We start from the raw sequence: 25,117 nt of genomic DNA, 5'->3' as shown, positions 1-25,117 counted from the left end.
CATGAACGAGGAGAATTCATGAACCAGGCCCTTGCCCCCGCCAGTGCCGGGCAGCAGCAACGTGCGCTGTGGCTGAGCACGTTCGCCTTCACCGTGTGCTTCGCGGTGTGGATGATCTTTTCGATCATCGGCATCCAGATCAGTCAACAGCTCGGCTTGAATGACACCCAGTTCGGCTTGTTGATCGCCACCCCGGTGCTGACCGGTTCGGTCAGCAGGGTGTTTCTGGGTATCTGGTCGGACCAGTTCGGCGGCCGCAAGGTGATGGCGCTGGTGATGCTGTGCGGTGCGGTGGCCACCTGGATGCTGACCCACGCGCACACCTACCCACAGTTCCTGTTTGCCGCGTTGTGCGTGGGTATTGCCGGTGGCAATTTCTCGGTGGGCGTGGCCTATGTGTCCAAGTTCTTCCCGGCCAGCAAGCAGGGCACCGCGCTGGGTATCTTCGGCGCGGGCAACATCGGCGCGGCAGTGACCAAGCTGCTGGCGCCGATGGTGATGGTGGCGGCGGGTTGGATGATGGTGGCCAAGGTGTGGGCGGTGGCGCTGGCAATCACTGCCGTGCTGTTTTTCCTGTTCAGCAAGGAAGACCCGTCGCTGGAGCAGCGCCGCCGTGACGGCGTCAAGCCGGTACCGTTCGCCGAGCAGATGGCACCGCTGAAGAACCTGCAGGTCTGGCGGTTCTCGCTGTACTACTTCTTCGTGTTCGGTGGCTTCGTGGCTCTGGCACTGTGGTTGCCGCACTACCTGGTGGGCGCCTATGGCATGGATGTGGGCACCGCCGGCATGGTGGCGGCCTGCTATTCCATTCCTGCCAGCCTGTTCCGGGTGGTGGGCGGGTGGATGTCGGACCGGATGGGCGCGCGCCGGGTGATGTACTGGACCTTCGGGGTGTCGGCCATCTGTACCTTCCTGCTGGCCTACCCGGATACCGAGTACGTGGTGAAGGGCATCCATGGCCCGATCCACTTCCATCTGGCCATCGGCGTGGTGATGTTCACCGTGCTGGTGTTCGTGCTGGGCTTCTTCATGTCGCTGGGCAAGGCCGCGGTCTACAAGCACATTCCGGTGTACTACCCGAAGCATGTGGGCGCGGTGGGCGGTGTGGTCGGGATGATCGGTGGGCTCGGTGGTTTCATCCTGCCGATTGTGTTCGGCGCCTTGAACGATGCGCTGGGCATCTGGAGCAGCTGCTTCATGCTGCTGTTCGTGGTGGTGGCCGCTGCGCTGGCGTGGATGCACTTTGCAATCCGTCGCATGGAACGCCGCCACTTCCCCCAGATCGACCGCGAGACCGATCTGCCCGAAGCCATCGATGCGGCCGCCGCCGAGCGGGTGCGCGGCGGGTGAAGAGGTAGTGCCGGCCGCTGGCCGGCATGAAACAGCCGATGCACCACGCTTGATTTCAATCAGGGCCACGCGAGGAGGAACGCCCGAAGATGTCTGCCATGAGCTTCCACGTTGACGAGAGCGAGGACACTGCGCTGCAGGCGGCATTGCTGCGGCAGCCCCGGCACGTGCTGTTTCCGCCGGCTGACCAGTTCAGTACCGGCTTCGGCGAAAGCGGGTGGCGCGCCGCCGTGCGCGCCAGCAACGAGCACCTGATCCCGCGTGGCTTGACGCTGGGCTTCCAGGCAGGCCGTGGCGGGCGCGATGTGCCGCCGCAGGCCTATCTGGACACCTTGCTGCTGGCGCTGCGGTTGCAGGCCGACGCGCTGGCCGAGGATCGTGAAGTGGTGGCGATGGTACTGCAGCTGGGGCTGGCCGAGACGTTGCCGCCGCCGCAGCTGGGCCAGCTGCTGGACGCGGTGCCGCAGCACCTGCGCACCGTGGCGCGACCGCAGGTGGAGGTGCGGCTGGATGCGGGCAGCGCACTATCGCCAGCGCAGCTGCGTGCGGTGGGCTGCACCCGGTTGAACGTGATCGATCGTGCCGATGCGCCGGGGCCGACCCTGCTGGCGCACGCGCGTGATGCTGGGTTCACCGCGCGCTACTACCAGTTGCGGGTGCCGGGCAGCGAGGACACCGGCTTCATCGAACGGCTGCATGAGGTGCTGGCCGAAGCGCCCGAGCGCATCCTGCTGCCGGCGCCGTGTGCGCTGCCGGAACAGCCCTCTGCCGTCCATTGGCTGCAGGCCTGGCGCCTGCTGCGCGCAGCGGGTTACGAACCGATCGGTGGCGATCACTATCAGCGTGGCGATCTGCCGAACCCGCATGGCCCGGGCGATGGCCAGCGCCATTGCGATCTTGCCGGCGTGCCGCGCCGCGACCGCAGTGATTTCATCGGCCTTGGCCTGTCCGCCTGCAGCCAGATCGGTGAGGTGTTCTACCGGCTGGAGGACGAACTGGGTGAATGGCGTGCGCGTCTGCAGGCGGGTCACATGGGAGTCTCCGCCGGGCTGATACTGTCCGAGGACGAACGGTTGGTGGCCGAAGTGGCGCAGAGCATCGCCTGCGACCACGCGCTCGATGCGGGCGCCTTCGAATGGCGCAACGATGAGCCGTTCGAGGAATGCTTCGCCGAACAGCTGCCCGCGTTGTCGCCGTTGCTGGCACGCGGCTGGGCGCATTGGGATACGCGCGTGCTGCGCCTGGCCGAAGAAGGGCGCCTGCTGTGGCGTATGATGGCCGCATGCTTCCGGCCGGCGGCCGCCATCGCTTGAGTCTTGCCCCGATGTCTTCAATTCCGCCAACCCAGGGCCGCCTTGGACGGGCTACACCGAACCCCGCTGCCGCCGACGATGGCGATGCACTGCATTTCTGCAGCACCTGCGCGTTTTCCGACGCATGCATGTCGCAGGGCTACGACAAGACCGCACTGGGCGATCTGCACGTGCTGGTCGACCATGTCGGTCCGTTCCATGCGGGTGACTATATCTTCCGCGCCGGCGAATCGTTCGACTCCATCGCCGCGGTGCGTGCCGGCATGGTCAAGACCTTCGTCGATGACAGCCAGGGCAACGAGCAGGTGCTGGGCTTCAGTCTGCCGGGCGAAGTGATCGGCCTGAATGCGATTCACGGCTCGCGCTTCCCCTGCAATGCGGTGGCGCTGGACACCGTGCACCTGTGCCGCATCTCGTTTCCCAAACTGAGCCTGTTGGCCACGCGCATGCCGGGGTTGCAGGCCAAGCTTTTCAGCCTACTCAGTGCGGAGATCGGCAAGGTCGCCACACTGGCCGCCAACCACCGTACCGAAGAGCGCATGGCCGCATTCCTGCTGGACATGTCCGAGCGTTACGCGCGGCGCGGTTTTTCCGCCACGCGCTTCAACTTGACGATGGCGCGTACCGAGATCGCCAATTACCTGCGGATGGCGCCGGAAACCGCCAGCCGCGTGCTGCGCCGCTTGAGCGATGATGGGATCATCGCGGTGAAGCAGCGCGAGATCCTGCTGCTGCAGCCCGAGCGCCTGGCGGCGCTGGCGGTGGCCGACGAATCCGATCCGAACTGAACCTGGCCGGGAGCCGACGATGAAGCGAGCTGGACTGTTGTTGCTGGGACTGCTGGCCGCGGTGCCGGCCTGGGCGGCCGGCCTGACGGTGTCGGCGGCGTCGAGCCTGACCGAGAGCTTCCGCGAACTGGGCACCGCCTATGAGAAGGCACACCCGGGAACCAAGGTCGATTTCAACTTCGCCGCGTCCGGCGTGCTGCTGCAGCAGATCAGCCGTGGTGCACCGGTGGATGTGTTTGCGTCGGCCGATGAAACCACGATGGATCAGGCCCAGCAGCAGGATCTGCTGGCGGCCGGCACCCGTGAGGTGTTCGCGGTGAACGCGCTGTGGGTGGTGGTGCCGCCGCAGGCCAAGGCTGCACCGCGTACCTTGAAGGACCTGGCCGGTGCCGGCGTGCAACGCATCGCACTGGGCAACCCGGACAGCGTGCCGGTCGGCCGCTATGCCAAGGGCGCGCTGGAAGTAGCGGGCCTGTGGCCGTCGGTGCAGGGCAAGACCATCACCACCCAGAACGTGCGCCAGTCGCTGGACTACGTGGCGCGCGGCGAAGTGGATGCCGGCTTCGTCTATGCCACCGATGCGCAGGCGATGCCCGACCGGGTGCGCCGCGCCTTCGCGGTGCCGGTGTCCGGGAGAATCGCTTATCCGTTGGCGGTGACCAAGGCCAGTGCGCAACCGTCTGAAGCCAAGCGCTTCACCGCCTTCGTGCGTTCGGCACAGGGCCAGGCGATCCTGGCCAAGCACGGGTTCGGCAAGCCCTGAGGCATGGATCTCGACTGGAGCGCACTGTGGTTGTCGCTGAAGGTGGCCGGTTGGGCGACCGCGATCAATCTGGTGCTGGGCGTGGCACTGGGCGCGTTGCTGGCGCGTCGGCGATTTCCTGGCCGTGAGCTGCTGGATTCGCTGCTGACCCTGCCGATGGTGCTGCCACCGACGGTACTGGGCTATTACCTGCTGGTGCTGATCGGTCGCAACGGTCCGATCGGCACGTGGCTGCAGTCGTGGTTCGGCATCAACCTGGTGTTCACCTGGCAGGCCGCGGTGATTGCTGCGGCGGTGGCTTCGCTGCCGCTGGTGTTCAAGCCGGCACGCGCGGCGTTCGAGGAAGTGGACGGGCAGCTGGAGCAGGCCGCGCGCACGCTGGGTGTGTCCGAGGCGGCGGTGTTCTTCCGCATCACCCTGCCACTGGCCTGGCGCGGCATCCTCGCCGGCCTGCTGCTGGCGTTTGCACGCGCGATGGGTGAGTTTGGCGCGACGCTGATGGTGGCCGGCAGCATTCCGGGCCGCACGCAGACGCTGTCGATCGCCATCTACGAGGCGGTGCAGGCCGGCCAGGACGGCAAGGCCAATGCGCTGGTGATCCTGACCTCGGTGGTGTGCATCGTGATCCTGCTGCTGGCTGCGCGGCTGGTGGGCGGACGTCGCCGGGAGCTGCGTGATGTGGCTTGACCTGCTGGTGCAGCGTCGCCTGCAGGCGGCCGGCCAGAATTTCGTGTTGGACGTATCGCTGCAGTGCACGCAGCGGCAGGTGGTGTTGTTCGGGCCCTCGGGCGCCGGCAAGAGCCTGACCTTGAAGGCGGTGGCCGGGCTGCTGATGCCGGGCCGGGGCCATGTACGGCTGCAGGGGCAGACTCTGTTCGATGCAGCCACCGGCGTGGATCTGCCGCCGCAACGCCGCCGGCTGGGCTACGTGTTCCAGGATTACGCGTTGTTCCCGCACCTGAGCGTGCGCCAGAACGTGGCGTTCGGTCTGCAGAAGGGGTGGTTGAATCCGCGGATCGGCCAGCGATTCGACGCGGTGGAACAGTGGTTGCACGCATTCCGCATCGACACGGTGGGCGATCTGCTGCCCTCGCAGGTGTCCGGTGGCCAGCGCCAGCGCACTGCATTGGCGCGCGCCCTGGTGACGCAGCCGCAGGCGCTGCTGCTGGATGAACCGTTCTCCGCGCTGGACCATGATCTTCGCCAGCACCTGCGGCAGGAGCTGGAGACGGTGCTGGACAAGACCGGCATCCCATTGTTGTTGATCAGCCACGATCCGCAGGATGTGGCCGTGTTTGGCCAGCAGGTGGCACGTGTAGTGGACGGCCGTATCGTCGGCGGTATCTGAGGGGTAGTGCCGGCCGCTGGCCGGCAACCACGGAATCCTGGGCAGCCGGCCAGCGGCCGGCTCTACCGATCCAGGATTTGTGCGATCCAATGGGACAGGTCAATACAACTCGCAGTGCGTGCGGCCTTCCCCTCGCAGCGCGTCCCAGTGCCCTTCGCCACCGATGGCATCGATGGCCTCGCGCACCGCGCCTTCCAGGTGGCTCTTGTTGCCGCACAGGTACAGATGCCCGCCGCGGGCCAATACATCGCGTACTTCGGCGGCGCGCTGCTGCAGCACATGCTGCACATAGACCTTTTCGGCGCCATCGCGCGAGAACGCGGTATGCAGGCCGGCCAGCACGCCACGCGTGTGCCAGTCCTGCAGCTGGTCGCGATACAGGTAGTCGTGCTGGCTGTGCTTCTCGCCGAACACCAGGTGCACTTCACGTTCGCAGGCACTGGCCTGCAGTTCCTGCATCAGGCCCATCAAGGGCGCGATGCCGGTGCCGGTGCCGACCAGCAGCAGCGGTGCCTCGCCGGTATCGGGCAGGTGGAAACCAGGGTTGGAGCGGCAGTACACACGGGCATGGTCGCCGCCATGCAGCAGGCTGCCGGTGGCAGTGCCGAAGCGCTCGCGGCCGCGCAGGGTGTAGCGCACTTCGCGCACGCACAGGCTCAGCTGGTCGTCGCATGGGTGCGAGGCGATGGAATAGGCACGTGGCAGCCGCGGTGACAGCAATTCGCGCAGTCGGGCCAGCGGCACGCTGTCCGGCGTGGCGTGGTCCTGCAGCACGTCCAGCAGGTCCAGGCCGTGCAGGTAGGCTTCCAGCTCGCGCTTCTGGCTGACCTTCAACAGGCCCTTTAGCGCCTCGCTGCCACCGAGCTTTGCCAGTTCGCGCAGCACACCCTTGCTCAGCAGGCGCAGCTCCCGATCATGCAGGGCAGCCACGGCGGCGGTGTCGCCGTACCAGGTGGCCAATGCCTGCAGCAGGGCAGGGTCGTTCTCCGGCACCACGTGCAGGGTGTCGCCCGCGCGGTAGGCCATGCCGCTGCCTGCAATGTCCAGTTGCAGGTGCCAGGCAGCGGGGGCGCTGCTGTTCAAGCGGCGACGTTCGAGAATGGGGGCGGCAAAGGCGTTGTCTTCGCCATAGGCGGTGACCTGCAGGTGCAGGTCCTGGCCAGCGCTGAGGTCGCCATCCAGCACCTGACCGAGCACCGGCTGCCATTGCTGGAAGAACTGCTCGTAGCCCAGGTCGGCATCCACGCGATGCAGCAGCGGCTGTGCCTGGCGCTCGCTCAGCGCCGCATCCAGCGCCTTGGTGAAGCCGCAGAAGCTGGGGTAGCCGGTGTCACCGAGGCCGAACACTGCATAGCGCAGGCCGCTCAGCGTCGGGGTCTGGCGCAGTGTTTCAAAGAACTGCTCGCCGTTGGCCGGCGGTTCGCCATCGCCGAACGAGCTGGAGATCGCCAGCAGCACATCGCCTTGGCCGAGACTGGCCACGTCGATGTCGTTGAACGGGAGCACCTGCGGCCCGTGCGGCTGCAGGTCCGCGCCCAGGCGCTGGGCCAGGGCGCGGGCATTGCCCGACTCGGACGCGAAACCCACCAGCAGGCGGCTGAAGGGCGTACTGGTCGGGAGGGCGTTCACGCGGCCTCGTAGAAGTCGTCGAACTTTTCCTTGCTGAACTCGACCAGGTCGTAGTTCTGCATCAGGTCGTTCACCACGCGGCGGATGCTGATGTAGGAGGTGATGTTGCCGTCGGCGTCGAACAGCGGCTGCACGGTGGTGTCGACCACGTAGAGCACGCCGCCCTTGCCGAGGTTGGGCACGATGCCGGTCCAGGTCTTGCCGGCCTTGATGGTGTCCCACATGTCCTTGTAGACGGCCTTCGGCACATCCGGATGGCGCACGATGCTATGCGGCTGGCCGATCAGTTCCTCGCGGGCGAAGCCGGTGAGCGTGCAGAACAGGTCGTTGGCGTAGGTGATGTTGCCCTGCAGGTCGGTGGTGGAGATCACCATGACGTTCTGCATGGCGTTCAGGAGCTGGGCGTTGTCGGGGGTGTAGCTCATCGCAGGGTCCTTGTGGATGCCGGTAACGCCGGCGTGTTCGGGTCCTGCATAGAAATACGCCCGCACGGCGGTGGGCGGTTTGACATTGATCAAGTGGGTGGCGGGATCGCCTGCGACCGGGTGTCGCAGGGGGCGGTCACCGCTGCAGGGGAAAGCCGATGGTCTCGTGGCAATGCTGCACGAGGTGGCGACCTCCCTCATTGATGTGCAGAGTTTCCGCGTCACCGAAGAACCGCAGCAGCGCGGTCCCTGTCGTACTGCCCGCGTGCGCGGAGCGCTTGGCGGCGGATGGCAGGAACGGATCAGCTCGCGGATCGTGTCCGCCTGGCAGATCCGTACGTGCAACTGAACCTTCGATCATCAGTTGGGCACATGCGCCTGCCAGATAGGCGTCTGGTTCCCGCTGCCCGCCGCGCCGCGGCTGCCCTGACAATGCGGTGGCGATATGCTGGAATTCATGCGCGGTGGTGGCGATCACGCGCCTGCGCAGCGAATCAGCGTCCGGGCTGGAGGGAAACCAGAAGCTGACCACCTGGCCCGGCCGCTCTGGTCCTGGCAGTTGTCGCCAGATACCGCCGCCGTCACTCACGATCGTGAGCTGATAGCGCACAGGCGCCCGTTCCTGCCCATTGGCCTGGAGCGGCAGTCCAGCGGATCGTGCAGCCGCCTCGCAGAGCCGTGACGCCTGCATGGCCGAAAGCGCTCCATCCGCCCAGAGAACCCGGGTTGCAATGGATGATCGCCCGCACTCGATGGATCGGTTGGGATACTCCGAGCTTTCCGGGCCGGGTAACACCGACACTGTGCTGATCTTCAGATGCGAGGAAGCGCCTCGCAGCAGGGTGGCATACCCTCCATCGGGACTGACCAGGTTCCGGGGAGGCAGCTGGAGGGATTGGCACGCACTTGTGGCCAGAAGGATTGCCGCCAGCCCAGCATAGAGCCCGAGGCCGGAGCCCGGTTGGGTACGCCTGGACTGGCGGCGCTGCATCAGGGGGTCAGCCCGCATTGATACGGCGATGGATACTTCGTACAGACTTGAAATTCCGAGACTGAAGCCGCCCGGGTGGCTCCGCCGTATCGAGAGGCCGCCGCGATGGTGTTTGGTCCAGGGGCTGCACCTACATCGAATGTTGCGAGCTCGTATCTCAACTCGGTCGCTGGACCGGACGCAGATGCGGCCCAGGCGTTCGCACCATCCGGATCGACAAGCCGGAGGACGGTTCCTGTTCGATGCCATTGGAACTGCTTGGCGGCGATGGTGGCTCCTTGCCGGCCATCAAACAGCAGCAGGGTTACAGATCCATTGGCTGGGAAGGCTATGGATGAACCTGTGACGTCGATTTCGAACTGCGCGGCATCTGGCACTTCTGATGTCGACGCCAGCAGAATTCGCTCGAACCAAGGTATGCCATCGCGTTCGCCTCCGCCGATCTTGCCTCCAATCCTGCCTTCTATCCGGCACTTCTTGGTTTCTTCGCACGATGCGCTCAACTGCCACTCCATTGGCCCGCAGCCAGCAGAGATGAGGGTGATACCGATTGCCGCCACGATAGCTCGTAGATTGCTCATTGGTACTCTCCACGTTTGACGTCGATTGACCGATCAGCTCAACCCGCTGGCTCGGTAGTCAATGCGTATCGACTCTGGCTCGATCAGGCAATCGGAATTGTTTCAAACACCTCCAGTAGCTGGCTCCGGGCCACGTTTGACGCGGCAGGCAAATGTCCAGGTCGTGCCAATGGCGACACTTGTGCCTCCAGTCGCACCGCGTTGTGAAGTCGCGCGTGTGTCAGCCCATCAGATAACGCAACACCCCGGCCGAGGCCACGCCGATCAGCACCGTCGGCAGCATCGACAGCCGCGTGGCGGCCAGCAGGGTGATCGCCAGCGCGGCGAGGTCGGCGGGCTTGTCGGCGACGAAGTCCGGGGCGATCACCGAGATCAGCACGCAGCCTGGCGCGGCTTCCATCACCGTCACTGCGCGTTTGCTCAACGTGCGGTTGCGCAGCGCGAGGAAGCCGACGATGCGGGTCAGGTAGGTGGCGGCGGCCATCAGCACGATGGTCAGCACCGAGGTCCAGTGGATCAGTCCGTTGAAGATCATGCCGCGTCCTCCGCCAGCAGCCAGGCGGCGGCCAGGCCGGCCAAGGCGCCGCTGGCCACGTACCACGCACCCGGAATCAGCAGGTAGGTGGCCGCAGCCACGACCAGGCTGACCAGCCAGGGCCGCGCCGCCTTCATGCCCTGCCACATGCCGCGCAACAGCACCAGGAACACGGCGGGGAAGGCCATGTCGAAGCCATAGGCGTGGATGTCGCCCAGCATCGGCCCGACGATTGCGCCCAGCGCGGTGCAGGCCACCCAGACCGTGTACAGGCCTGCCGAGACGCCCAGGTAATAGGCCAGGCTGAAGCCGAGTGCGCGTCGGCGCGCATCGGCCACGCCCATCGCCCAGCTTTCGTCGCACATGAAGAACAGGGCCGGCAGCACGCGGCGGCGCGGCAGGTGCTGCAGCAGCGGGGCCAGGCTGGCGCCCATCAGCAGGTGGCGGCTGTTGACCAGCGCGGTGATGGCCACGATCAGCGCGATGTGTGGCGGCGAGGTCCACAATTCGACGGCAGCGAACTCCGAGCCGCCGGCGAAGTTGAGGCCGGTCATCAGCGGCACTTCCAGTGCGCTCAGGCCCTTCTGGGCCGCCTGCGCGCCGAGCACCAGGGCGAAGGGAATGAAGCCGATCATCACCGGCACGGCGGCGCGCAGGCCACGCAGGAATTCGGCACGCGGCGCGGTATCGCAGGTGTCGGGTAGGGGGAGGGCAGTACGGGCGTCCATGGAACGGCACAACGAGGTGGGGGTGGCCCATGCTAGCGGTCTGATTACGAAATCGGGTTGCGTTGATGCCACTGAATTCTTGATGATTGATATTCCATGCGACTGAATCCAGCAAAGGTGAAATTCCATGCAGTACCAGCTCGACAACCTCGATCGGCGCATCCTCGACGCCCTGCAGCGCGATGGTCGTCTGCAGAACCTGGAGCTGGCCCGGCTGGTCGGGCTGTCGCCGTCGGCCTGCCTGCGCCGGGTGCGGTTGCTGGAGGAGGGCGGCTACATCGACCGCTATGTGGCCTTGTTGAACGAGGCCAAGGTAGGCCGTGGCTTCACGGTGTTCGTGCGGGTGTGGCTGCGCGGGCAGGACGAGGACACCACCAATCACTTCATCAACAGCATCAAGTCGTTCCCGGAAGTGCTGGAATGCCATCTGATGGCCGGCGACTGCGACTTCCTGCTGCGGGTGGCGGTGGCCGATCTTGATGCCTACCGGCAGTTCCAGATGCAGCACCTGAACCGGATTGCCGGGGTGCAGAACACCAAGACCGAGATTCCGATGCAGCGGATCAAGCAGACGACCCGGTTGCCGCTTTGAGGGATGGGGTTGCGGCCGGGTTACACCCGGCACCCACGGTAGTGCCGGCCGCTGGCCGGCAACCTCAACCTCAACAGCAACAGCAACAGCGGGCCTGCTGAGGGATGGCGGGGTGGGTCCGGTTGCGGGGGCCGCTGCAAGTACATCCATGTAAGCTCGGTCGCCGCATCCATGCGGCTCACGCCCCCGCAACCGGACCCACCCCGCCTTCGACAGTTTTCCGCGATCTGCCGGAACGGCGTGAGCTGCTCTTGGTGGGTGTCGACCTTGGTCGACACGTTTGGGTCGGCATGGGGTCGGATCCCGTTGCTTCGCAACGGGCTCTGACCCCCATGCGTGGATGACATGTCTGTTCGATTCATTGATTCCTGATGCGTGACTGGCTCCACGGAGCCTGGCTCGACGCCAGGCCGTGGGCGGCAGTCATCGCAATGACATGTGACCCCGGTACGGTTTGAGCCCGCTTGCTGGTCGCGCGCGGGCCGGGGTTCCGGTCGTGACGCGCGTCCACTGCAGCTGCTGTCGCTGCCGAGGGTCATGTGTTCTACGTCAGGGGGCTGAATGGACACCATGCGGTCAGAACTTGGAGGGTGGCCATCGCCGCATGGCTGCTGCTGTCCTTTGCCGCTGCCGCGCAGGACGCTGTTCATGCCTACGACATTCCTGCGCAGCCGCTGGAACAGGCGGTCGAGCGCTTCAGTGTCATCAGCGGGTGGTCGGTGATGTACCCGGGCGATCTTGCCGCGGGCCGCAGCAGCCATGCGCTGCGCGCCAGCCTGGCGCCGCTGCCTGCCTTGCAGGTGCTGTTGCAGGACTCCGGTATCGAGGCCGAGGTGATCGGCGAGCAGCGTGTGGTGCTGCGCCGGGGCACACCCTCGGCCGCCGAACCCGGTGTCGGTGCCGAACTCCCGGATGCGGAACGTCGGCGTCGCTATGGCGGCCTGCAGCAGAGGCTGCGTGCGGCGTTCTGTGACGACCCGGAGATTGCGCCCGGCCGCTATGCCGCGACGCTGCGTTTCCATGTCGACAGCGAAGGCCAGGTGCATGCGCCCGAGCTGCTGTCAGGCAGTGGCAGCACCCGCCGCGATGCACGCCTGTTGCAGGCGATGCAGGGCCTGGTGCTGACGGCCGAGGCCGCCGCGCTGCCGCAGCCGGTAACGCTGCAGATCCGACCTTCCGGCACCGACCACGACTGTGGCCGGCGCGCACCCCTTCCATGACTTCAAGGATTCGAACATGAGCAACGGTACGGCTGGGGCAGTTGACCTGATGGACCACCTTCTGGGGGCCTACGACGAGCTTAAACGCCGGTTGGTGCGCAAGCTGGGATCGGAGGAGCTGGCCGGCGACGCGCTGCAGGACACCTGGATGCGCCTGAGTGCGCGCCGTGACCGCCTGGATGTCGTGCAGAATCCCGCGGCCTACCTGCTGCGCATGGCGATGAACACCGTGATCGACCGCCAACGTGCCGACCACCGCCTGCTGAGCCTGGAGGAGGTGGATACGCTGATGGACATGGCCGACCCTGCACCGGGCCCGGCACAGGCGGCGGAGCTGGATTTCGCGCTGGAAGACATGGTCGGCCTGCTGCAGCGCATGCCCGAGCGCCGTCGTCGCATCCTGCTGGCGATCCGCGTCGACGGCCTGCAGCAGCGCGACGTGGCCGACCACCTCGGCGTGTCGCTGCGGCTGGTGCAGCGTGAGCTGAAGGCGGCCCAGGACTACCTGGCCGAACGCAACGGGCAGGGGCGCCAGGTGCGGTTCTGAGCGACGGCATCCGTCTACACTTTGACGCCGAGCAGAACCCCGCAACGTGCGGGTCCGGCATGAGCCCCCATGGATCCTGACGATCGCCCGCAACGCCCGCTGGATGCCGTTGAGCGTCAGGCCCACGCGTGGGTGGTGCGGCTGACCTCGGGCGAGGCGACCGCCGCCGACGGGCGCAGGTTCCGTACCTGGTGTGAGGCTGACCCGCGTCATCGCGAAGCGTTCGGCCGTGCGCGCCGGCAATGGGACCAGGTACGCCTGGCCGGCGAGCAGCTGCCCGCTGCCGCGCGCGAGCCGGTCGCGCCGACACCGGCCCAGCGCTGGAGCCGACGCGCCTTCTTGGGCGCCGCGATTGCCGCCCCGGCCAGCCTGGTAGTGGTGGCGGCCATCCGCCCGCCGCTGGGGCTGTGGCCCTCGGTGGTAGCCATGGCAGCCGATTTCCATACCGGCACCGGTGAGCGACTGCAGATCGCGCCCTCGCCGCAGCTGAAGATCGAACTGGATACGCAGAGCAGCCTGCGCCGTCGCGTGGACGCGCAGGGCGAAGGCTTCGAGCTGGTGCAGGGCCAGGCCGCGATCGAGACCCAGGCCGGCCTGCGCCTGGCGTTGTTCGCGGGCCCGGGCTGCGTGATTGCCGATGAGGGTGCGGTGCGTCTGGACATACGCAACACGCAGGGTCAGGTACGGGTTACCTGCCTGAAGGGCAGCGCCCGCATCGAGCATCCGCAGGGTCGGCTGCAGCTGCAGGCGGGCCAGCAGACCCAGTACGACGAGCGCCTCAGCGGCGTGGTGGCCCAGGCCGTGGCTTCGGAGGTGAGTGCCTGGACCGAAGGCATGCTGGTGTTCCGCCGCGCACCGCTGCGCGAGGTGGTGGAGGAGATCAACCGTTATCGCCGCGGCAAGGTACTGCTGGGCGAATCGGCGTTGGCGCGAGCCCCGGTCAGCGGCCGCTTCCGCATTGATGATCCGGATGCGGCGCTGGAGCAGCTGCGGCTGACGATGTCGCTGGACCTGCGTCGCTTTCCGGGCGGCATTGCCGTCCTTGGATAGATGAAGACGCTGGCCGTGCGCACCGCGCAGGGCTGTTGCAAGCAAGGAGAAGCCAAGGATGCGCAACGAGACCATCGGTGTGCTGGATCTGCGCCGCAATCTGTCGGCGCTGCTGGAAACCACGCAGCGACGGCCGTTGATGGTGCATCGCTATGGCTCGCCATGGGTGTGCGTGGTGTCCGATGCACAGTGGCAGCGACAGGCGGTGCTGCTGGATTTCGATCCGCAATCGCACCCGCTGGCGATGCTGCTGCGCCTGCAGCAGCAGGCGCTCCCCCTGTCTGAAACCGGTGCGCTGCCACCTGCTGCGCTTGCCCGCGCACTATTGCTGATGGACATGCATTGCATCGCCGATCTGGCGCAGCTGCATGAGCAGGTGTTGCACCATCGGCTGTGGCACTGGTTCGTGGCGGGTACCCACGGTGTGATGGACGGCTGGCAGCTGCCCGCGTTGCGCATTGCGATGGCGTCATGGTGCGATGACGTGGACATGACCGACGCACTGGTCGCGTTCGCCGCGCGCAGCGACGTAGCGATACTGGCACGCCGTTGTGGTGGCGAAGCACCGCGACTGGAGCGGGAAGCCTGCAGGCGGATGACGCTGCGATGACGTTGCTGATGAAGCGCCACGCAGCGCACAGAGCTGCATGCGCGCTGTCGCTTCACCTGCCTTGCTGACGTCTTCTCCAGAGTACGGCGCACCACGCGTCGCGGAGCACGGGCGGCGCCGATGGCAGACAGTCGCAGGATCAGCATGCTGGAGCTGGATCGCCACCTGAGCCAGTCACTGGAACAGGCACGGCATACGCCATTGAACGTGCAGCGCTATGGGCACTCCTGGGTATGGGTGCTGTCCAGTGACGCCTGGGCAGATGCAGCGCGCTGGGCGGCATTGGATGGTGGTGCGCACCCACTGGTGGGGCTGCGAAGAGCCCTCGACCTGCAGCTGCGGCCCTGGTCCGAAGCGGCCATGAGCCCGCTGCCGCTTGATGCGGGCGATGCGCGGCTGCTGCAACGTGCCGCCCTGCTGGTGGTCCTGCGTGATCTGAACAGTGCGCAGCGCGTATACGACGACCTGCGCTATCACCAGGCCTACCGGTTGTTCATTGGCCTCGACCATGGCACCGCGTGGTCGCCGATGCAGTGCGTACGCCTGTTGCAGGCCTGCGCACATCCTCTGCTGCGCGGTTGCATCGACGAAACACTGGCAAGCGTTCCGCGGCACCTGTTCGAGGCGGCATGTGCACCGGCTGCACGCACGGCGCCAGCGCAGGCACACGCGCAGCGAATTGCCGGCGGATGTTTATCGTACTGACACATGCACCGCTGACCATGGTGCAGCGGTCTCTTCCAGGATGACGAGGGCGGAACAATGGCAAGGCAGGTTCGTGGTCGCAAAGCTCGGCAGCAGGGTTTCAGCCTGATCGAAATCATGGTGGTAGTCGTGATCATCGGCATCCTCGCCGCATTGATCGTGCCGCGTCTGATGGATCGTCCTGACCAGGCGCGCGTGGTCGCGGCGCGCCAGGACATCGCTGCATTGATGCAGGCGTTGAAACTGTTCAAGCTGGACAACGGGCGCTATCCCAGTGCCGAACAGGGCCTGCAGGCGCTGGTCAAGCCACCGCAGGGCGGTGGCGCGATGCCGGTCACGCCCTATCTGGATCGCCTGCCCAATGACCCGTGGGGCCATCCGTACCAGTATCAGATACCTGGCACCCACGGCGACATCGATGTGTTTTCGCTGGGTGCGGACAGCAAGCCCGGTGGCGACGCCGGAAACGCGGATATCGGCTCCTGGCAGCTGTGAGGCAGGCCGATGTCAGCCCGGATGCGTTCTGTTTCGAGTGTCCGCCAACGTGGCATGGCGGTGATCGTCGCCCTGCTGGTGGTGGCGTTGGTGGCGGTGATTGCCACGGCACTGCTGACCCGGCAGTCGGCCCAGCTGCGCGCGCTGCGTGGCGACCAGTTGCGCGCACAGGTACGCATGGCAGTGGACGCCACTCTGGAGCGTGCGGCGCAGCAGCTGCGCGAGGATGTAAAGGAACAGCTGACTACGGTGCGCAGCGGGCGCTGGGCGCGCCCGTTGGAGCTGCAGGCGCCGTTGCCGGTGCAGCTGCAGCTGGTCGATGCACAGTCGATGTTCAACCTGCGCAACCTGCTGGCACATGGCAGGCCGGATCCTGAGACACGGCACGCGTTCATCGCGTTGTGTGCCGGGCAGGGACTGGGCCAGGGTGCCTGCGCGTCGGCAGCGGAGCACATCCAGGCGCGCCTGCGCGACGGCGACATCCAGGCGCAGGCACCGCTGCCGCGCGAATCACTGATCGAACAGGCGCTGCCTGGTGCCGATCCGGTGGCGTTGCAGGCGCTGGCGCGGCGCACCGTGGTGTTGCCGGCGCAGACCCTGGTCAATGCCAACACCAGCGACCTGAGCGTTCTGCAGGCCGTGACGCCCGTGGTCGAGCCGGCACGGCTGCAGGCGTTGCTCGGTGAGCGCGACGCTGGCCATTGGCTGCTCAATCGCGGCGACATCGCCAACCGACTCCAACTGAGCAACGAACAGATGGCCGTGCTTCCCCTGGGTATCCATAGCGAGTGGTTCCTGGCCGTCGGCCAGGTGCAGGCTGACGGCAGCGCGGTTGATTTTCGCGCGCTGCTCTGGCGCGAGTACCGCGACGATGGCGTGCGTGTGCAACGCGTATGGACGAGGATCGGCGCATGAACGTGCAGCTTCGGGTGCGTCTGCCTGCGCTTGAGCGCCTGCGCGCCGACAGCGAGGTGGACTGGGCGCAGCTGCACAAGGGCGAGGTGCTGGCTCACGGCCGCGACACGCTGGCGGCGCTGGGCCTGCGGCATCCGCAGGCTGCGGTGCATGCCTGCCTCGATCCGAACGACCTGATCCTGCTGGAACTGCAGCTGCCGCCGCTGTCCGGGCGCCGCCTGCAGTCGGCGCTGCAGGGTGAGGTGGAGGCGATGCTGCTGGATGACCTGCAGGAGGTGGCGCTGGCCCACGGTTCGCAGGCAGCAGACGGCACGGTTCCGGTGGCCTGGCTGGGCCAGCAGGCGCTTCTGCAGGCGCAGCAGTTGCTGGCTTCGTGTGCACTGCGGCTGCAGGCACTGCATCCGACGCCGCTGCTGCTGCCCTGGCAGGACGGCCAGGCCACGCTGCAGGTCAGCGGCGAGCACCTGCTGGTGCGTTGCGGGCGGGATCGGGGTTTCGTTCAATGGTATGGCGGACGTGACGCCTGTGCGGTGATGCAGGCGCTGGCCGTGCGCCTGCAACAGGCCGGCGTGCAGGCCGTGCAGTGGATCGATAGTGTGCCGCCGACGTGGCCGGACAGCCTGCCGGCCTCCGCCGTCACGCAGGAACGGCAGGCCTGTGGCCCGCTGCCGGGTTGGTCATTGCCGTTGCCCGGCACAGGCCGACAAGCACCGCGACTGGCGATCGGCCTGGCACTGGCGGCAGTGCTCCTGGCTGCACTCGGCCTGCAGCTGCAGGTCTCGCGTTGGCGGATCGAGGGTGAAGCGTTGCAGCAGGACATGGCACGGCAGTTCAGCGCACGCTTCCCGGAGATCACCGATGTGGTGGACCCGGTGTTGCAGGCAAGGCGAGCACTGGCCGTGCCACTGCCGGCGCCGCCATTGCCGCCACTGCAGCGTCAGGTTGCCAGCACGCTGCAGGCGGTTCCTGAGCTGGCGGGGCAGGTGCGCAGCCTGCATTACCAACCGGGCCAGCTGGACATGGAGCTGGATGCCGATGCCCAGGTATTGGCCGATGATCCACAGCGGCTAGAGCGCTGGCAGCAGGCAGTGCAGGCGCAGGGGCTGCAGTTGGCGCGCGAAGCCGGTGGACGCCTGCGGGTGAGCGGAGCTGGACAGTGACGACCCGCTCCTTGCGGCTGGGCGGGGAACTGGCGGGCCTGCAGCAGCGCTGGCAGCGCCTGCCACCGCGCGACCGGCTGATGCTGTGGGTGATGGTGGTGGCGCTGCTGGCGGCGGGTCTGTGGATGTTGTGGCTGGAGCCGCTGCTGAAGCAGCGCACGCACTGGCAGGCCGAGCTGCCGCGGCTGCAGGCGCAGGCGCGTGTACTGGCACCACTGCTGCAGGCACGCGAGCGCCAGCAGCAGACGCAGGGACAGCGCCCGACGATGGCCGGGCTGCGTGACGGGATCACGTCGGCCGGCCTTGCCGAGGGACTGCATATCGAAGCGCGCGACGGGCGTTGGCACCTGCAGGTGCAGGCGGTGCCCGCTGACGCGCTGTGGAACTGGCTGCTGCCCGTGCTGGCCGATCCGGCCATCGAACTGCAGCAGCTGCAACTGACACGCACAGGGGATGCGAACATGCCGGCGGCACGGATTTCCGGAAACATCGTGATGGCGCCCAACGTGGGTGCCCATCCATGAGGGCGATGCGCAGCCTTGCCTGCAGTACTGCGTTGGCCCTGATCGTGGGCGTGGCCCACGTGCCGGCGCCGGTGCTGGCGCAGGACACCCGCGATGAGCCGGTGCAGTTGAACCTGGTGGATACCGATATCGGCGGCGTACTGCGCATGGCGGCGCGCTTCACCGGGCGTCAGTTCCTGGTCGACCCACGGGTGACCGGCAAGATGACGGTGGTTTCCGATGGTCCGGTCAGCCGTACCCAAGCCTACCAGTTGCTGCTGGGCGCACTGCGCATGCGTGGCTTCGCGGTGGTTGAGAACGGCGGCGTCAGCCGGGTGGTGCCGCAGGCCGATGCCAAGCTGCTCGGTGGCCGGGTCGGTAGCGGTGGTGCAGGGGGCGAGATCGCCACGCGCACCTTCGCGCTGCGCTACGAGAACGCGGCCGCGTTGGTGACCGTGCTGCGGCCGATGATCAGCCCGGACAATCCGATCACTGCCAACCCGGGTAACAACACCCTGGTGATCACCGACTATGCCGACAACCTGGAGCGCATCGCGCGGGTGATCGCCAGCGTCGATACACCGGCTGGCATGGACACCGATGTAGTGAAGCTGCAGCAGGGCATTGCCGTTGATGTCGCGGCGATGGTCGCGCCGCTGCTGGATGCGCAGGGCGCCGAGCCCACGCAGAAGGTGGTGGTGATGGCCGACCCGCGCAGCAACAGCGTGCTGCTGCGTTCCAGCAGCCCCGGCCGCACCCGTCTGGCGCGGCAGCTGGTGGAGAAGCTGGACCGCGCCCAGGACGAGTCCGGCAACCTGCATGTGGTCTACCTGCGCAATGCCCAAGCCAACCAGCTGGCCGGTGTGCTGCGAGGTGTGGTGGCCGGGCAGAGCGATGCACCGGCAATGGGCAGCAATGAAGGCATCACACCACTGCCGGGTGACGCCAACCGGCCCACGCCCGCGCAGCCGTCGCAACCGCAGCAGGCCAAGACCGGAGGCAACGCGCTGGAATCGCAGCGGCTTGATCCGAGCCGCCGCGACCCGATCGATGCGGGAAGCACCGGCTTCAGCCAGAACGGCATCTCGGTGCAGGCGGACGTGGCTACCAACACGCTGCTGATCTCGGCGCCGGAGCCGGTGTACCGCAACCTGCGACGGGTGATCGACCAGCTCGACCAGCGCCGTGCGCAGGTGCTGGTGGAAAGCCTGATCGTGGAGGTCAACCAGACCGATGCGGCCGAGCTGGGCGTGCAGTGGATGCTGGGCAATGGCCGTACCTTTGGCGGCACCCACTTCGGTGGTGCTACCGGCGGCAGCGGGCTCAATACCGGTGCGCGCACCACGCTGGACGTGCTGCCCAAGGATGGCCTGAAGATCGGCGTGATCGACGGCACCATCAACCTGCCCGGTGTCGGCCAGATCCTCAACATGAAAGCGCTGGCCAACGCGCTGCAGAGCAAGGGCGGCGCCAACATCCTGTCCACGCCGAACCTGATGACGCTGGACAACGAAGCGGCCAGCATCATGGTCGGCCAGACCGTGCCGTTCGTCAGCGGCCGCTACGTGACCGACGGTGGTGGCGGCAGCAACAACCCGTTCCAGACCATCGTGCGCGAGGACGTCGGCCTGAAGCTGCGCGTACGCCCGCAGATTTCCGAGGGCGGGACGGTGAAGCTGGACATCTACCAGGAAGTCAGCAGCATCGACGCGCAGAGTGCCAATAGTGCCGCCGGCATCATCACCAACAAGCGTGCGCTGGATACCAGCGTACTGCTGGACGATGGCCAGATCATGGTGCTGGGTGGCCTGCTGGAGGACAACGTCAGCCACGGCCGTGATGCGGTGCCGGGCCTGGGCAGGATTCCGGTGCTGGGGGCGTTGTTCCGCAGTGATACGCGCAAGCGCTCCAAAACCAACCTGATGGTGTTCCTGCGCCCACACGTGGTGCGCGACCCTGCCGCCGGCCAGCGCCTGACCCGCGACCGCTACGACTACATGCGCAACGCGCAGGCCAGCGCGCAGCCGGTACAGAGCTGGGCATTGCCGGCGCTGTCCGCACCGCAGCTGCCGCCGCAGGACCTGTCTGTACTCGGCCAGGGCAATGCGCGCGATGGGAAGGGTCAGCCGCTGCAGAACACCAGCCTGGCGGCGTTGTATCCGGCCGGGGAGGGCGATGCTCAGCTGGTGCAGTTCGCGCAGGGGCTGGACCCGGCGCGTGCCAGCCAGGGCGTGGCGCAGGTGCGGGCACTGGGCCTGCAGGCCTATGCCGAAGCGACGCCGGGCGAGAGCGGGCAACGCCTGCGGGTGCGATTGCCGCGCGACCCGGCGACGCTGGACCCGGCACTGCAGCAGCTGCGCGGGCTGGGCTACACGCCGGAACTGGTGATCGGACCGTGAGCGCCGCCGCGCCGCTTCCGTACGCCTGGGTGCGCAGCCATGGCGTGATGCTGTCCGAGGCGGGCGGCGAGCCCGTGTTGCTGGGCACCGCCGACACCGCGGCGTGGGCCGTGGCCGAACTGCGCCGCCGGCATGGCCCGCTGCCGTTCCAGGCGCTGGATGCTGAGACGTGGCAACAGCGGCTGGGTGAGCAGTACCGTGACGGCGGCGATGCCGCTGCCGTAGTGGGTGCCGCCGAAAGCGAAGTCGATCTGGACCGGCTGATGCAGGACATGCCGGAGGTGACCGATCTGCTGGATGCGCAGGACGATGCGCCGGTGATCCGCATGATCAATGCGCTGCTGGCACAGGCCGCACGCGATGGCGCCAGCGATCTGCATATCGAGCCGTTCGAGACCCATTCGGTGGTGCGCTACCGGGTGGACGGCACGCTGCGCGACATGGTGCAGCCACGGCGCGCACTACACGCAGCGCTGGTATCACGTATCAAGATCATGGCCCACCTGGACATTGCCGAGAAGCGCTTGCCGCAGGATGGGCGCATCGCGATCCGCGTGGGCGGGCGGCCACTGGATATCCGTGTTTCCACGGTGCCGACCGGGCATGGCGAACGCGCCGTGCTGCGATTGTTGGAAAAGGACGCCGGCCGCCTGCAGCTGCAGCGCCTGGGCATGGCCGATGACACCCTGGCCACGTTCACCGGATTGATCCGGCAACCGCACGGCATCGTGCTGGTCACCGGGCCGACCGGCAGCGGCAAGACCACCTCGCTGTATGCCGCGCTGGGCCAGCTCGACAGCAGCACCAGCAACATCCTCACTGTGGAAGATCCAGTGGAGTACGACTTCGCCGGCATCGGTCAGATTCAGGTCAATGCGCGCATCGGCATGAATTTCGGCACGGCATTGCGCGCGATCCTGCGCCAGGACCCGGACACGATCATGATCGGTGAGATCCGCGACCTGGAAACCGCGCAGATTGCCGTGCAGTCGTCGCTGACCGGGCATGGCGTGCTGGCCTCGCTGCACACCAATGACGCGATCTCGGCGGTGACCCGCCTGGCCGACATGGGTGTGGAACCCTTCCTGCTGGCCTCGTCGCTGCGTGGTGTACTGGCGCAGCGCCTGGTGCGGCGGCTTTGCATGCAGTGCCGGCGTGCCGAGGTGGACGGCGAGGGCCGCACCGTATGGCGTGCGGTGGGCTGCGCGGCCTGCGCCAACAGCGGCTATCGCGGGCGCACCGGCATCCATGAGCTGTTCGTGGTCGACGACCGCGTGCGCGCGTTGATCCATGAAGGGCAGGGTGAGCCCGCGCTGCGCGAGGCGGCACGGCGCGCCGGCATGCGGACGTTGCGGCAGGATGGTCAGCGTTGGGTCGACAGCGGGGTGACCACGCTGGAAGAGATCCTGCGCGTCACTGGCGACGATTGAGGCCCGCATGGCACTGTTCGACTACCAGGCTGCCAATGCGCAGGGCCGCATCGAGAAGGGCCAATTGGATGCCGACAGCCCGCGCGGTGCGCGCCAGCTGCTGCGCGGTCGTGGGCTGACACCGGTGCAGGTGAGCGCGGCGCGCAGTGCGGGCAGTGGCTGGGGCGCCCGCCGGCTGTCTGCCAGCGAGCTGGCCTGGGCTACGCGTCAGCTGGCCAGCCTGTTGGCCGCCAGCCTGCCGTTGGAAGGCGCATTGAGTGCGGTGATCGAGCAGGCCGAACGTCCGCACGTGGCCCAGGCGCTCACCGCAGTTCGCGCCGACGTGCGCGCAGGCCAGCGGCTGACCGTGGCACTGGCCGCGCGGCCGCGCGATTTCCCGCCGATCTATCGGGCGCTGGTGGGAGCAGGCGAAGACTCCGGCGATCTGGCACGGGTGATGGAGCGCCTGGCCGACTACATCGAAGAACGCAATGCGCTGCAGGCCAAGGTACTGACCGCCTTCATCTATCCAGCGGCGATCAGCCTGGTATCGGTGGCGATCGTGATCTTCCTGCTCAGCTACGTGGTGCCGCAGGTGGTGACCGCGTTCGTGCAGGCGCGGCAGACGTTGCCGATGCTCACGCAGGTGATGCTGGCCGCCAGCGCGTTCGTGCGCAGCTGGGGCGTGTGGGCGGGGCTGGGTATCGCTGCGTTGGTGGTGGCGTGGCGGCTGGCGTTGCGCCGACCCGAGCTGCGCCTGCGCTGGGACGCGATGCTGCTGCGGGTGCCGATGGTCGGGCGTTTCGTGCTGGGTGTGAACAGTGCGCGCTTCGCCTCGACACTGGCGATCCTGCTGGATGCGGGCGTGCCGCTGCTGCGTGCGCTTGAAGCTGCCCGGCAGACCCTGGGCAATGCGTTGTTGGCGCGCTGTGCCGATGATGTGTCCGCGCGCGTGCGCGAAGGTGCCGCGCTTGGCTCTGCGCTGAAGGTGCAGAAGGTGTATCCGCCGATCCTGGTGCATCTGGTGGCCAGTGGCGAGAAGACCGGTTCGCTGGCGCCGCTGCTGGATCGTGCCGCACAGACCATCTCGCGCGAGATCGAGCGTCGTGCGATGGCACTGACCGCGCTGCTGGAGCCCACCATGATCCTGGTGATGGGCGGCGTGGTGCTGACGATCGTGCTGGCGGTGCTGATGCCGATCATGGAAATGAATCAATTGGTGCAGTAGATCCACGCCATGTGTGGATGCACCACGTCTCGAGCCCGTCTGGTGATCCATCCACGCATGGCGTGGATCTACTGATCCTCGATTCTCCACACAATCCTCCACACCTTTGATATCGAGCGTCAAGCGATGGCACTGACCGCGTTGCTGGAGCCGATCATGATCCTGGTGATGGGCGGCGTGGTGCTGACGATCGTGCTGGCGGTGCTGATGCCGATCATGGAAATGAATCAATTGGTGCAGTAGATCCACGCCATGCGTGGATGCACCGCGTCTCGAGCCCGACTGGTGATCCATCCACGCATGGCGTGGATCTACTGATCCTCGATTCTCCACACAATCCTCCACACCTTTTTTTGATCTTCCACAGGTTTCTTAAGCGGCCTGTCATCGGCGCGGACCAGCATGGACACGTCGCCGCAGAGTGGGCTGGGAGGCCCTCGGCGGCAGCAGGCGTGTAGTGACCGTTCCTCCCTTGGCGTTTCCCTTCGCAGTAAACCCTTCAGGAGAAGATCATGAACAAGTACAAGACTCTGGCCGCGCTGGTTGCCACCGCGCTGCTCGCCACTGCCGGTGCCGCCTCGGCCCAGCAGTCCCTCATCAACGGTGGTGGCGCCTCGCTGCCGGCCGATCTGTACAAGGGCTCGACCGACAGCATCCTGCCGGCGAACTTCAGCTATGCCGTGACCGGTTCGGGCACCGGCAAGAAGGCCTTCCTCGAGAACACCATCGGCCTGTTCATCGCCAACGGCACCGGCAACGTGCATTTCGCTGGCAGCGACTCGGTCCTGAGCAGCACCGAGATCACCAACTACAACAACTCGGCGCTGGCCTCCACGCTCGGCCCGGTGCTGCAGCTGCCGTCGGTCGCCACCTCGGTCACCGTGCCGTACAACAAGGCTGGTGGTGATCTGAACCTGGACGTGGCCAAGATCTGCGGCGTGTTCTCGGGCAAGATCAACGACTGGTCACAGCTGGACAGCGCCCGCAGCGGCGCCATCAAGGTCATCTACCGCGGCGAAAGCAGCGGCACCAGCGAGCTGCTGACCCGCTTCCTGACCGCCGCCTGCGCCACCGAAGACCTGAGCGCCACCCGTCTGGTCGGCGGCAAGTTCCAGGTCAAGTCGACCTTTGCCGATCTGTTCACCCGCGATGCGCAGAACAACCTGCCGGCCTTCCTGGAAGCGGCCCCGGCCACCGGCGGTACCTCGCTGTACAACCGTGTCTACCAGGTTGCCGGCGCCATCGGCTATGTCGGCCCGGACGTGATCCCGAACCTGCAGGACGCGACCAAGATTGCCAAGGTGAAGGGCTTCTCGCCGGATGAAGTGAGCGTTGCCGCTACCCTGAACACCGTCGCCCCGCCGTCCGGTGCCGACATCGCCAACCCGGCCAAGTGGGTGCCGGTGTTCACCAACCCGACCGCCGGCTACCCGATCGCCGGTTACACCAACCTGGTGTTCGCACAGTGCTACCGCACCCTGCCGCAGCGCCAGGCCGTCCGCAACTTCCTGGAGAAGCACTACAACCTGGGCGTCGCCGGCAACAACGATGCCGCCGTGCGTGCGCACGGTTTCATCCCGCTGACCCAGACCTGGCGCGAAGCGGTTGCCAACAACCTGATCTCGGCCACCCCGGCCACCGGTCTGGGCAACGCCAGCACCTGCGCCGGCATCGGCCGTTGATCCACCGTACCTGCTGAACAGGGCGCCGGCCGCGAGGTCGGCGCCTTTTTTTGTGGTCGCGCCGAATGTGAAGAAGCTGTCGTTTTTCCGGCGCGGACACCGTCTATCTGATAGTGCCCGGCCGTGCCTGCGGGCAGTCGAATCTCTCCTA

General features: G+C 66.8%; 26 protein-coding genes and 1 pseudogene. 21 read left to right on the top strand and 6 right to left on the bottom strand.

The window, feature by feature from the left end; genetic code table 11:
• Nucleotides 1-18 precede the first annotated feature (18 nt).
• From ABR323_RS04475 to ABR323_RS04450, 6 genes are all read left to right on the top strand, one after another.
• Nucleotides 19-1,350 (top strand): MFS transporter, encoded by a 1,332-nt coding sequence (locus ABR323_RS04475; protein ID WP_439448391.1) that lies wholly within the window; start codon nt 19-21, stop codon nt 1,348-1,350.
• Nucleotides 1,351-1,448: 98 nt separating this feature from the next.
• Nucleotides 1,449-2,663, top strand: coding sequence for a coproporphyrinogen III oxidase (locus ABR323_RS04470; protein ID WP_439448390.1), 1,215 nt, complete (start codon nt 1,449-1,451; stop codon nt 2,661-2,663).
• Between the two features lie 11 nt (nt 2,664-2,674).
• Nucleotides 2,675-3,451 (top strand): helix-turn-helix domain-containing protein, encoded by a 777-nt coding sequence (locus ABR323_RS04465; protein WP_439448389.1) that lies wholly within the window; start codon nt 2,675-2,677, stop codon nt 3,449-3,451.
• A gap of 19 nt (nt 3,452-3,470) precedes the next feature.
• Nucleotides 3,471-4,214, top strand: a complete 744-nt coding sequence (modA, locus tag ABR323_RS04460) for a molybdate ABC transporter substrate-binding protein (RefSeq protein WP_439448388.1) — start codon at nt 3,471-3,473, stop codon at nt 4,212-4,214.
• Nucleotides 4,215-4,217: 3 nt separating this feature from the next.
• Complete coding sequence (modB, locus tag ABR323_RS04455; RefSeq protein WP_106468231.1) at nt 4,218-4,901, top strand: molybdate ABC transporter permease subunit; 684 nt, start codon at nt 4,218-4,220, stop codon at nt 4,899-4,901.
• The gene (locus ABR323_RS04450) at nt 4,891-5,562 is read left to right on the top strand and encodes a sulfate/molybdate ABC transporter ATP-binding protein (protein ID WP_439448387.1); all 672 of its coding nucleotides are present in this window, start codon (nt 4,891-4,893) and stop codon (nt 5,560-5,562) included. The genes modB and ABR323_RS04450 overlap by 11 nt, the downstream gene beginning before the upstream one ends.
• Nucleotides 5,563-5,661: 99 nt before the next feature.
• Here the strand turns inward: ABR323_RS04450 and ABR323_RS04445 are convergent, their stop codons facing one another.
• The 6 genes from ABR323_RS04445 to ABR323_RS04420 all read right to left on the bottom strand — a co-directional run bounded on the left by ABR323_RS04445 (nt 5,662) and on the right by ABR323_RS04420 (nt 10,451).
• Nucleotides 5,662-7,191 carry a diflavin oxidoreductase gene (locus ABR323_RS04445; RefSeq protein WP_439448386.1) on the bottom strand — a complete coding sequence of 510 codons (1,530 nt, stop codon included), beginning with the start codon at nt 7,189-7,191 and terminating at the stop codon, nt 5,662-5,664.
• A complete protein-coding gene (locus ABR323_RS04440) occupies nt 7,188-7,616 on the bottom strand; it encodes a PAS domain-containing protein (protein ID WP_005409905.1) in 429 nt (142 codons plus the stop codon). The genes ABR323_RS04445 and ABR323_RS04440 overlap by 4 nt, the downstream gene beginning before the upstream one ends.
• Before the next feature lie 136 nt (nt 7,617-7,752).
• Nucleotides 7,753-8,226, bottom strand: a complete 474-nt coding sequence (locus ABR323_RS04435) for a hypothetical protein (RefSeq protein WP_439448385.1) — start codon at nt 8,224-8,226, stop codon at nt 7,753-7,755.
• A gap of 380 nt (nt 8,227-8,606) precedes the next feature.
• Entirely contained in the window at nt 8,607-9,188 is a 582-nt protein-coding gene (locus ABR323_RS04430; protein WP_439448384.1) for a hypothetical protein, read from the bottom strand.
• A 220-nt stretch (nt 9,189-9,408) separates the two neighbouring features.
• Nucleotides 9,409-9,723 (bottom strand): AzlD family protein, encoded by a 315-nt coding sequence (locus ABR323_RS04425; RefSeq protein WP_049437576.1) that lies wholly within the window; start codon nt 9,721-9,723, stop codon nt 9,409-9,411.
• Nucleotides 9,720-10,451, bottom strand: a complete 732-nt coding sequence (locus ABR323_RS04420) for an AzlC family ABC transporter permease (RefSeq protein WP_439448383.1) — start codon at nt 10,449-10,451, stop codon at nt 9,720-9,722. The genes ABR323_RS04425 and ABR323_RS04420 overlap by 4 nt, the downstream gene beginning before the upstream one ends.
• A gap of 127 nt (nt 10,452-10,578) precedes the next feature.
• On the opposite strand from ABR323_RS04420, the gene ABR323_RS04415 reads away from it, so the two are divergent.
• From ABR323_RS04415 to ABR323_RS04345, 15 genes and pseudogenes are all read left to right on the top strand, one after another.
• Nucleotides 10,579-11,043 carry an Lrp/AsnC family transcriptional regulator gene (locus tag ABR323_RS04415; protein ID WP_111205433.1) on the top strand — a complete coding sequence of 155 codons (465 nt, stop codon included), beginning with the start codon at nt 10,579-10,581 and terminating at the stop codon, nt 11,041-11,043.
• 539 nt (nt 11,044-11,582) lie between these two features.
• The gene (locus tag ABR323_RS04410) at nt 11,583-12,263 is read left to right on the top strand and encodes an STN domain-containing protein (RefSeq protein ID WP_439448382.1); all 681 of its coding nucleotides are present in this window, start codon (nt 11,583-11,585) and stop codon (nt 12,261-12,263) included.
• Between the two features lie 16 nt (nt 12,264-12,279).
• Entirely contained in the window at nt 12,280-12,810 is a 531-nt protein-coding gene (locus ABR323_RS04405) for an RNA polymerase sigma factor (protein WP_439448381.1), read from the top strand.
• A 69-nt stretch (nt 12,811-12,879) separates the two neighbouring features.
• Nucleotides 12,880-13,860 (top strand): FecR family protein, encoded by a 981-nt coding sequence (locus ABR323_RS04400; RefSeq protein ID WP_439448380.1) that lies wholly within the window; start codon nt 12,880-12,882, stop codon nt 13,858-13,860.
• Between the two features lie 58 nt (nt 13,861-13,918).
• The gene (locus ABR323_RS04395) at nt 13,919-14,470 is read left to right on the top strand and encodes a hypothetical protein (RefSeq protein WP_439448379.1); all 552 of its coding nucleotides are present in this window, start codon (nt 13,919-13,921) and stop codon (nt 14,468-14,470) included.
• Between the two features lie 120 nt (nt 14,471-14,590).
• Entirely contained in the window at nt 14,591-15,175 is a 585-nt protein-coding gene (locus ABR323_RS04390) for a hypothetical protein (protein ID WP_439448378.1), read from the top strand.
• Between the two features lie 57 nt (nt 15,176-15,232).
• A complete protein-coding gene (gspG, locus tag ABR323_RS04385) occupies nt 15,233-15,670 on the top strand; it encodes a type II secretion system major pseudopilin GspG (RefSeq protein WP_054171900.1) in 438 nt (145 codons plus the stop codon).
• Nucleotides 15,671-15,679: 9 nt separating this feature from the next.
• Complete coding sequence (gspK, locus tag ABR323_RS04380) at nt 15,680-16,585, top strand: type II secretion system minor pseudopilin GspK (RefSeq protein ID WP_439448377.1); 906 nt, start codon at nt 15,680-15,682, stop codon at nt 16,583-16,585.
• Nucleotides 16,582-17,745 carry a type II secretion system protein GspL gene (gspL, locus tag ABR323_RS04375; protein ID WP_439448376.1) on the top strand — a complete coding sequence of 388 codons (1,164 nt, stop codon included), beginning with the start codon at nt 16,582-16,584 and terminating at the stop codon, nt 17,743-17,745. Before gspK ends, gspL begins: the two co-directional genes overlap by 4 nt.
• A complete protein-coding gene (gspM, locus tag ABR323_RS04370) occupies nt 17,742-18,269 on the top strand; it encodes a type II secretion system protein GspM (protein ID WP_439448375.1) in 528 nt (175 codons plus the stop codon). The genes gspL and gspM overlap by 4 nt, the downstream gene beginning before the upstream one ends.
• The gene (gene gspD / locus ABR323_RS04365; protein WP_439448374.1) at nt 18,266-20,647 is read left to right on the top strand and encodes a type II secretion system secretin GspD; all 2,382 of its coding nucleotides are present in this window, start codon (nt 18,266-18,268) and stop codon (nt 20,645-20,647) included. The genes gspM and gspD overlap by 4 nt, the downstream gene beginning before the upstream one ends.
• Nucleotides 20,644-22,077: a type II secretion system ATPase GspE gene (gene gspE / locus ABR323_RS04360; RefSeq protein ID WP_439448373.1), complete on the top strand. Its 1,434-nt coding sequence runs from the start codon at nt 20,644-20,646 to the stop codon at nt 22,075-22,077. The genes gspD and gspE overlap by 4 nt, the downstream gene beginning before the upstream one ends.
• Before the next feature lie 7 nt (nt 22,078-22,084).
• Nucleotides 22,085-23,284 (top strand): type II secretion system inner membrane protein GspF, encoded by a 1,200-nt coding sequence (gene gspF, locus ABR323_RS04355; protein WP_439448372.1) that lies wholly within the window; start codon nt 22,085-22,087, stop codon nt 23,282-23,284.
• A gap of 108 nt (nt 23,285-23,392) precedes the next feature.
• Nucleotides 23,393-23,527 (top strand): annotated as a pseudogene (locus tag ABR323_RS04350) (type II secretion system inner membrane protein GspF); the annotation flags it as partial.
• Between the two features lie 269 nt (nt 23,528-23,796).
• The gene (locus ABR323_RS04345; RefSeq protein ID WP_135273966.1) at nt 23,797-24,966 is read left to right on the top strand and encodes a substrate-binding domain-containing protein; all 1,170 of its coding nucleotides are present in this window, start codon (nt 23,797-23,799) and stop codon (nt 24,964-24,966) included.
• Nucleotides 24,967-25,117 lie beyond the last annotated feature (151 nt).

It is taken from the genome of Stenotrophomonas sp. ATs4 (assembly GCF_051861585.1).
Classification (GTDB): Bacteria; Pseudomonadota; Gammaproteobacteria; order Xanthomonadales; family Xanthomonadaceae; genus Stenotrophomonas; species Stenotrophomonas maltophilia_AS.
This window is presented reverse-complemented; position numbering and strand designations above follow the sequence as displayed.

Coding starts and splice junctions, on each gene's coding strand:
- ABR323_RS04430 (WP_439448384.1), bottom strand. CDS start 9,188: ATGAGCAATCTACGAGCTATCGTGGCGGCAATCGGTATCACCCTCATC.
- ABR323_RS04415 (WP_111205433.1), top strand. CDS start 10,579: ATGCAGTACCAGCTCGACAACCTCGATCGGCGCATCCTCGACGCCCTG.
- ABR323_RS04395 (WP_439448379.1), top strand. CDS start 13,919: ATGCGCAACGAGACCATCGGTGTGCTGGATCTGCGCCGCAATCTGTCG.
- ABR323_RS04400 (WP_439448380.1), top strand. CDS start 12,880: ATGGATCCTGACGATCGCCCGCAACGCCCGCTGGATGCCGTTGAGCGT.
- modB (WP_106468231.1), top strand. CDS start 4,218: ATGGATCTCGACTGGAGCGCACTGTGGTTGTCGCTGAAGGTGGCCGGT.
- ABR323_RS04470 (WP_439448390.1), top strand. CDS start 1,449: ATGAGCTTCCACGTTGACGAGAGCGAGGACACTGCGCTGCAGGCGGCA.
- ABR323_RS04465 (WP_439448389.1), top strand. CDS start 2,675: ATGTCTTCAATTCCGCCAACCCAGGGCCGCCTTGGACGGGCTACACCG.
- ABR323_RS04390 (WP_439448378.1), top strand. CDS start 14,591: ATGGCAGACAGTCGCAGGATCAGCATGCTGGAGCTGGATCGCCACCTG.
- ABR323_RS04450 (WP_439448387.1), top strand. CDS start 4,891: ATGTGGCTTGACCTGCTGGTGCAGCGTCGCCTGCAGGCGGCCGGCCAG.
- gspD (WP_439448374.1), top strand. CDS start 18,266: ATGAGGGCGATGCGCAGCCTTGCCTGCAGTACTGCGTTGGCCCTGATC.
- gspL (WP_439448376.1), top strand. CDS start 16,582: ATGAACGTGCAGCTTCGGGTGCGTCTGCCTGCGCTTGAGCGCCTGCGC.
- gspF (WP_439448372.1), top strand. CDS start 22,085: ATGGCACTGTTCGACTACCAGGCTGCCAATGCGCAGGGCCGCATCGAG.
- ABR323_RS04440 (WP_005409905.1), bottom strand. CDS start 7,616: ATGAGCTACACCCCCGACAACGCCCAGCTCCTGAACGCCATGCAGAAC.
- ABR323_RS04475 (WP_439448391.1), top strand. CDS start 19: ATGAACCAGGCCCTTGCCCCCGCCAGTGCCGGGCAGCAGCAACGTGCG.
- modA (WP_439448388.1), top strand. CDS start 3,471: ATGAAGCGAGCTGGACTGTTGTTGCTGGGACTGCTGGCCGCGGTGCCG.
- ABR323_RS04425 (WP_049437576.1), bottom strand. CDS start 9,723: ATGATCTTCAACGGACTGATCCACTGGACCTCGGTGCTGACCATCGTG.
- ABR323_RS04405 (WP_439448381.1), top strand. CDS start 12,280: ATGAGCAACGGTACGGCTGGGGCAGTTGACCTGATGGACCACCTTCTG.
- gspG (WP_054171900.1), top strand. CDS start 15,233: ATGGCAAGGCAGGTTCGTGGTCGCAAAGCTCGGCAGCAGGGTTTCAGC.
- ABR323_RS04420 (WP_439448383.1), bottom strand. CDS start 10,451: ATGGACGCCCGTACTGCCCTCCCCCTACCCGACACCTGCGATACCGCG.
- gspK (WP_439448377.1), top strand. CDS start 15,680: ATGTCAGCCCGGATGCGTTCTGTTTCGAGTGTCCGCCAACGTGGCATG.
- ABR323_RS04345 (WP_135273966.1), top strand. CDS start 23,797: ATGAACAAGTACAAGACTCTGGCCGCGCTGGTTGCCACCGCGCTGCTC.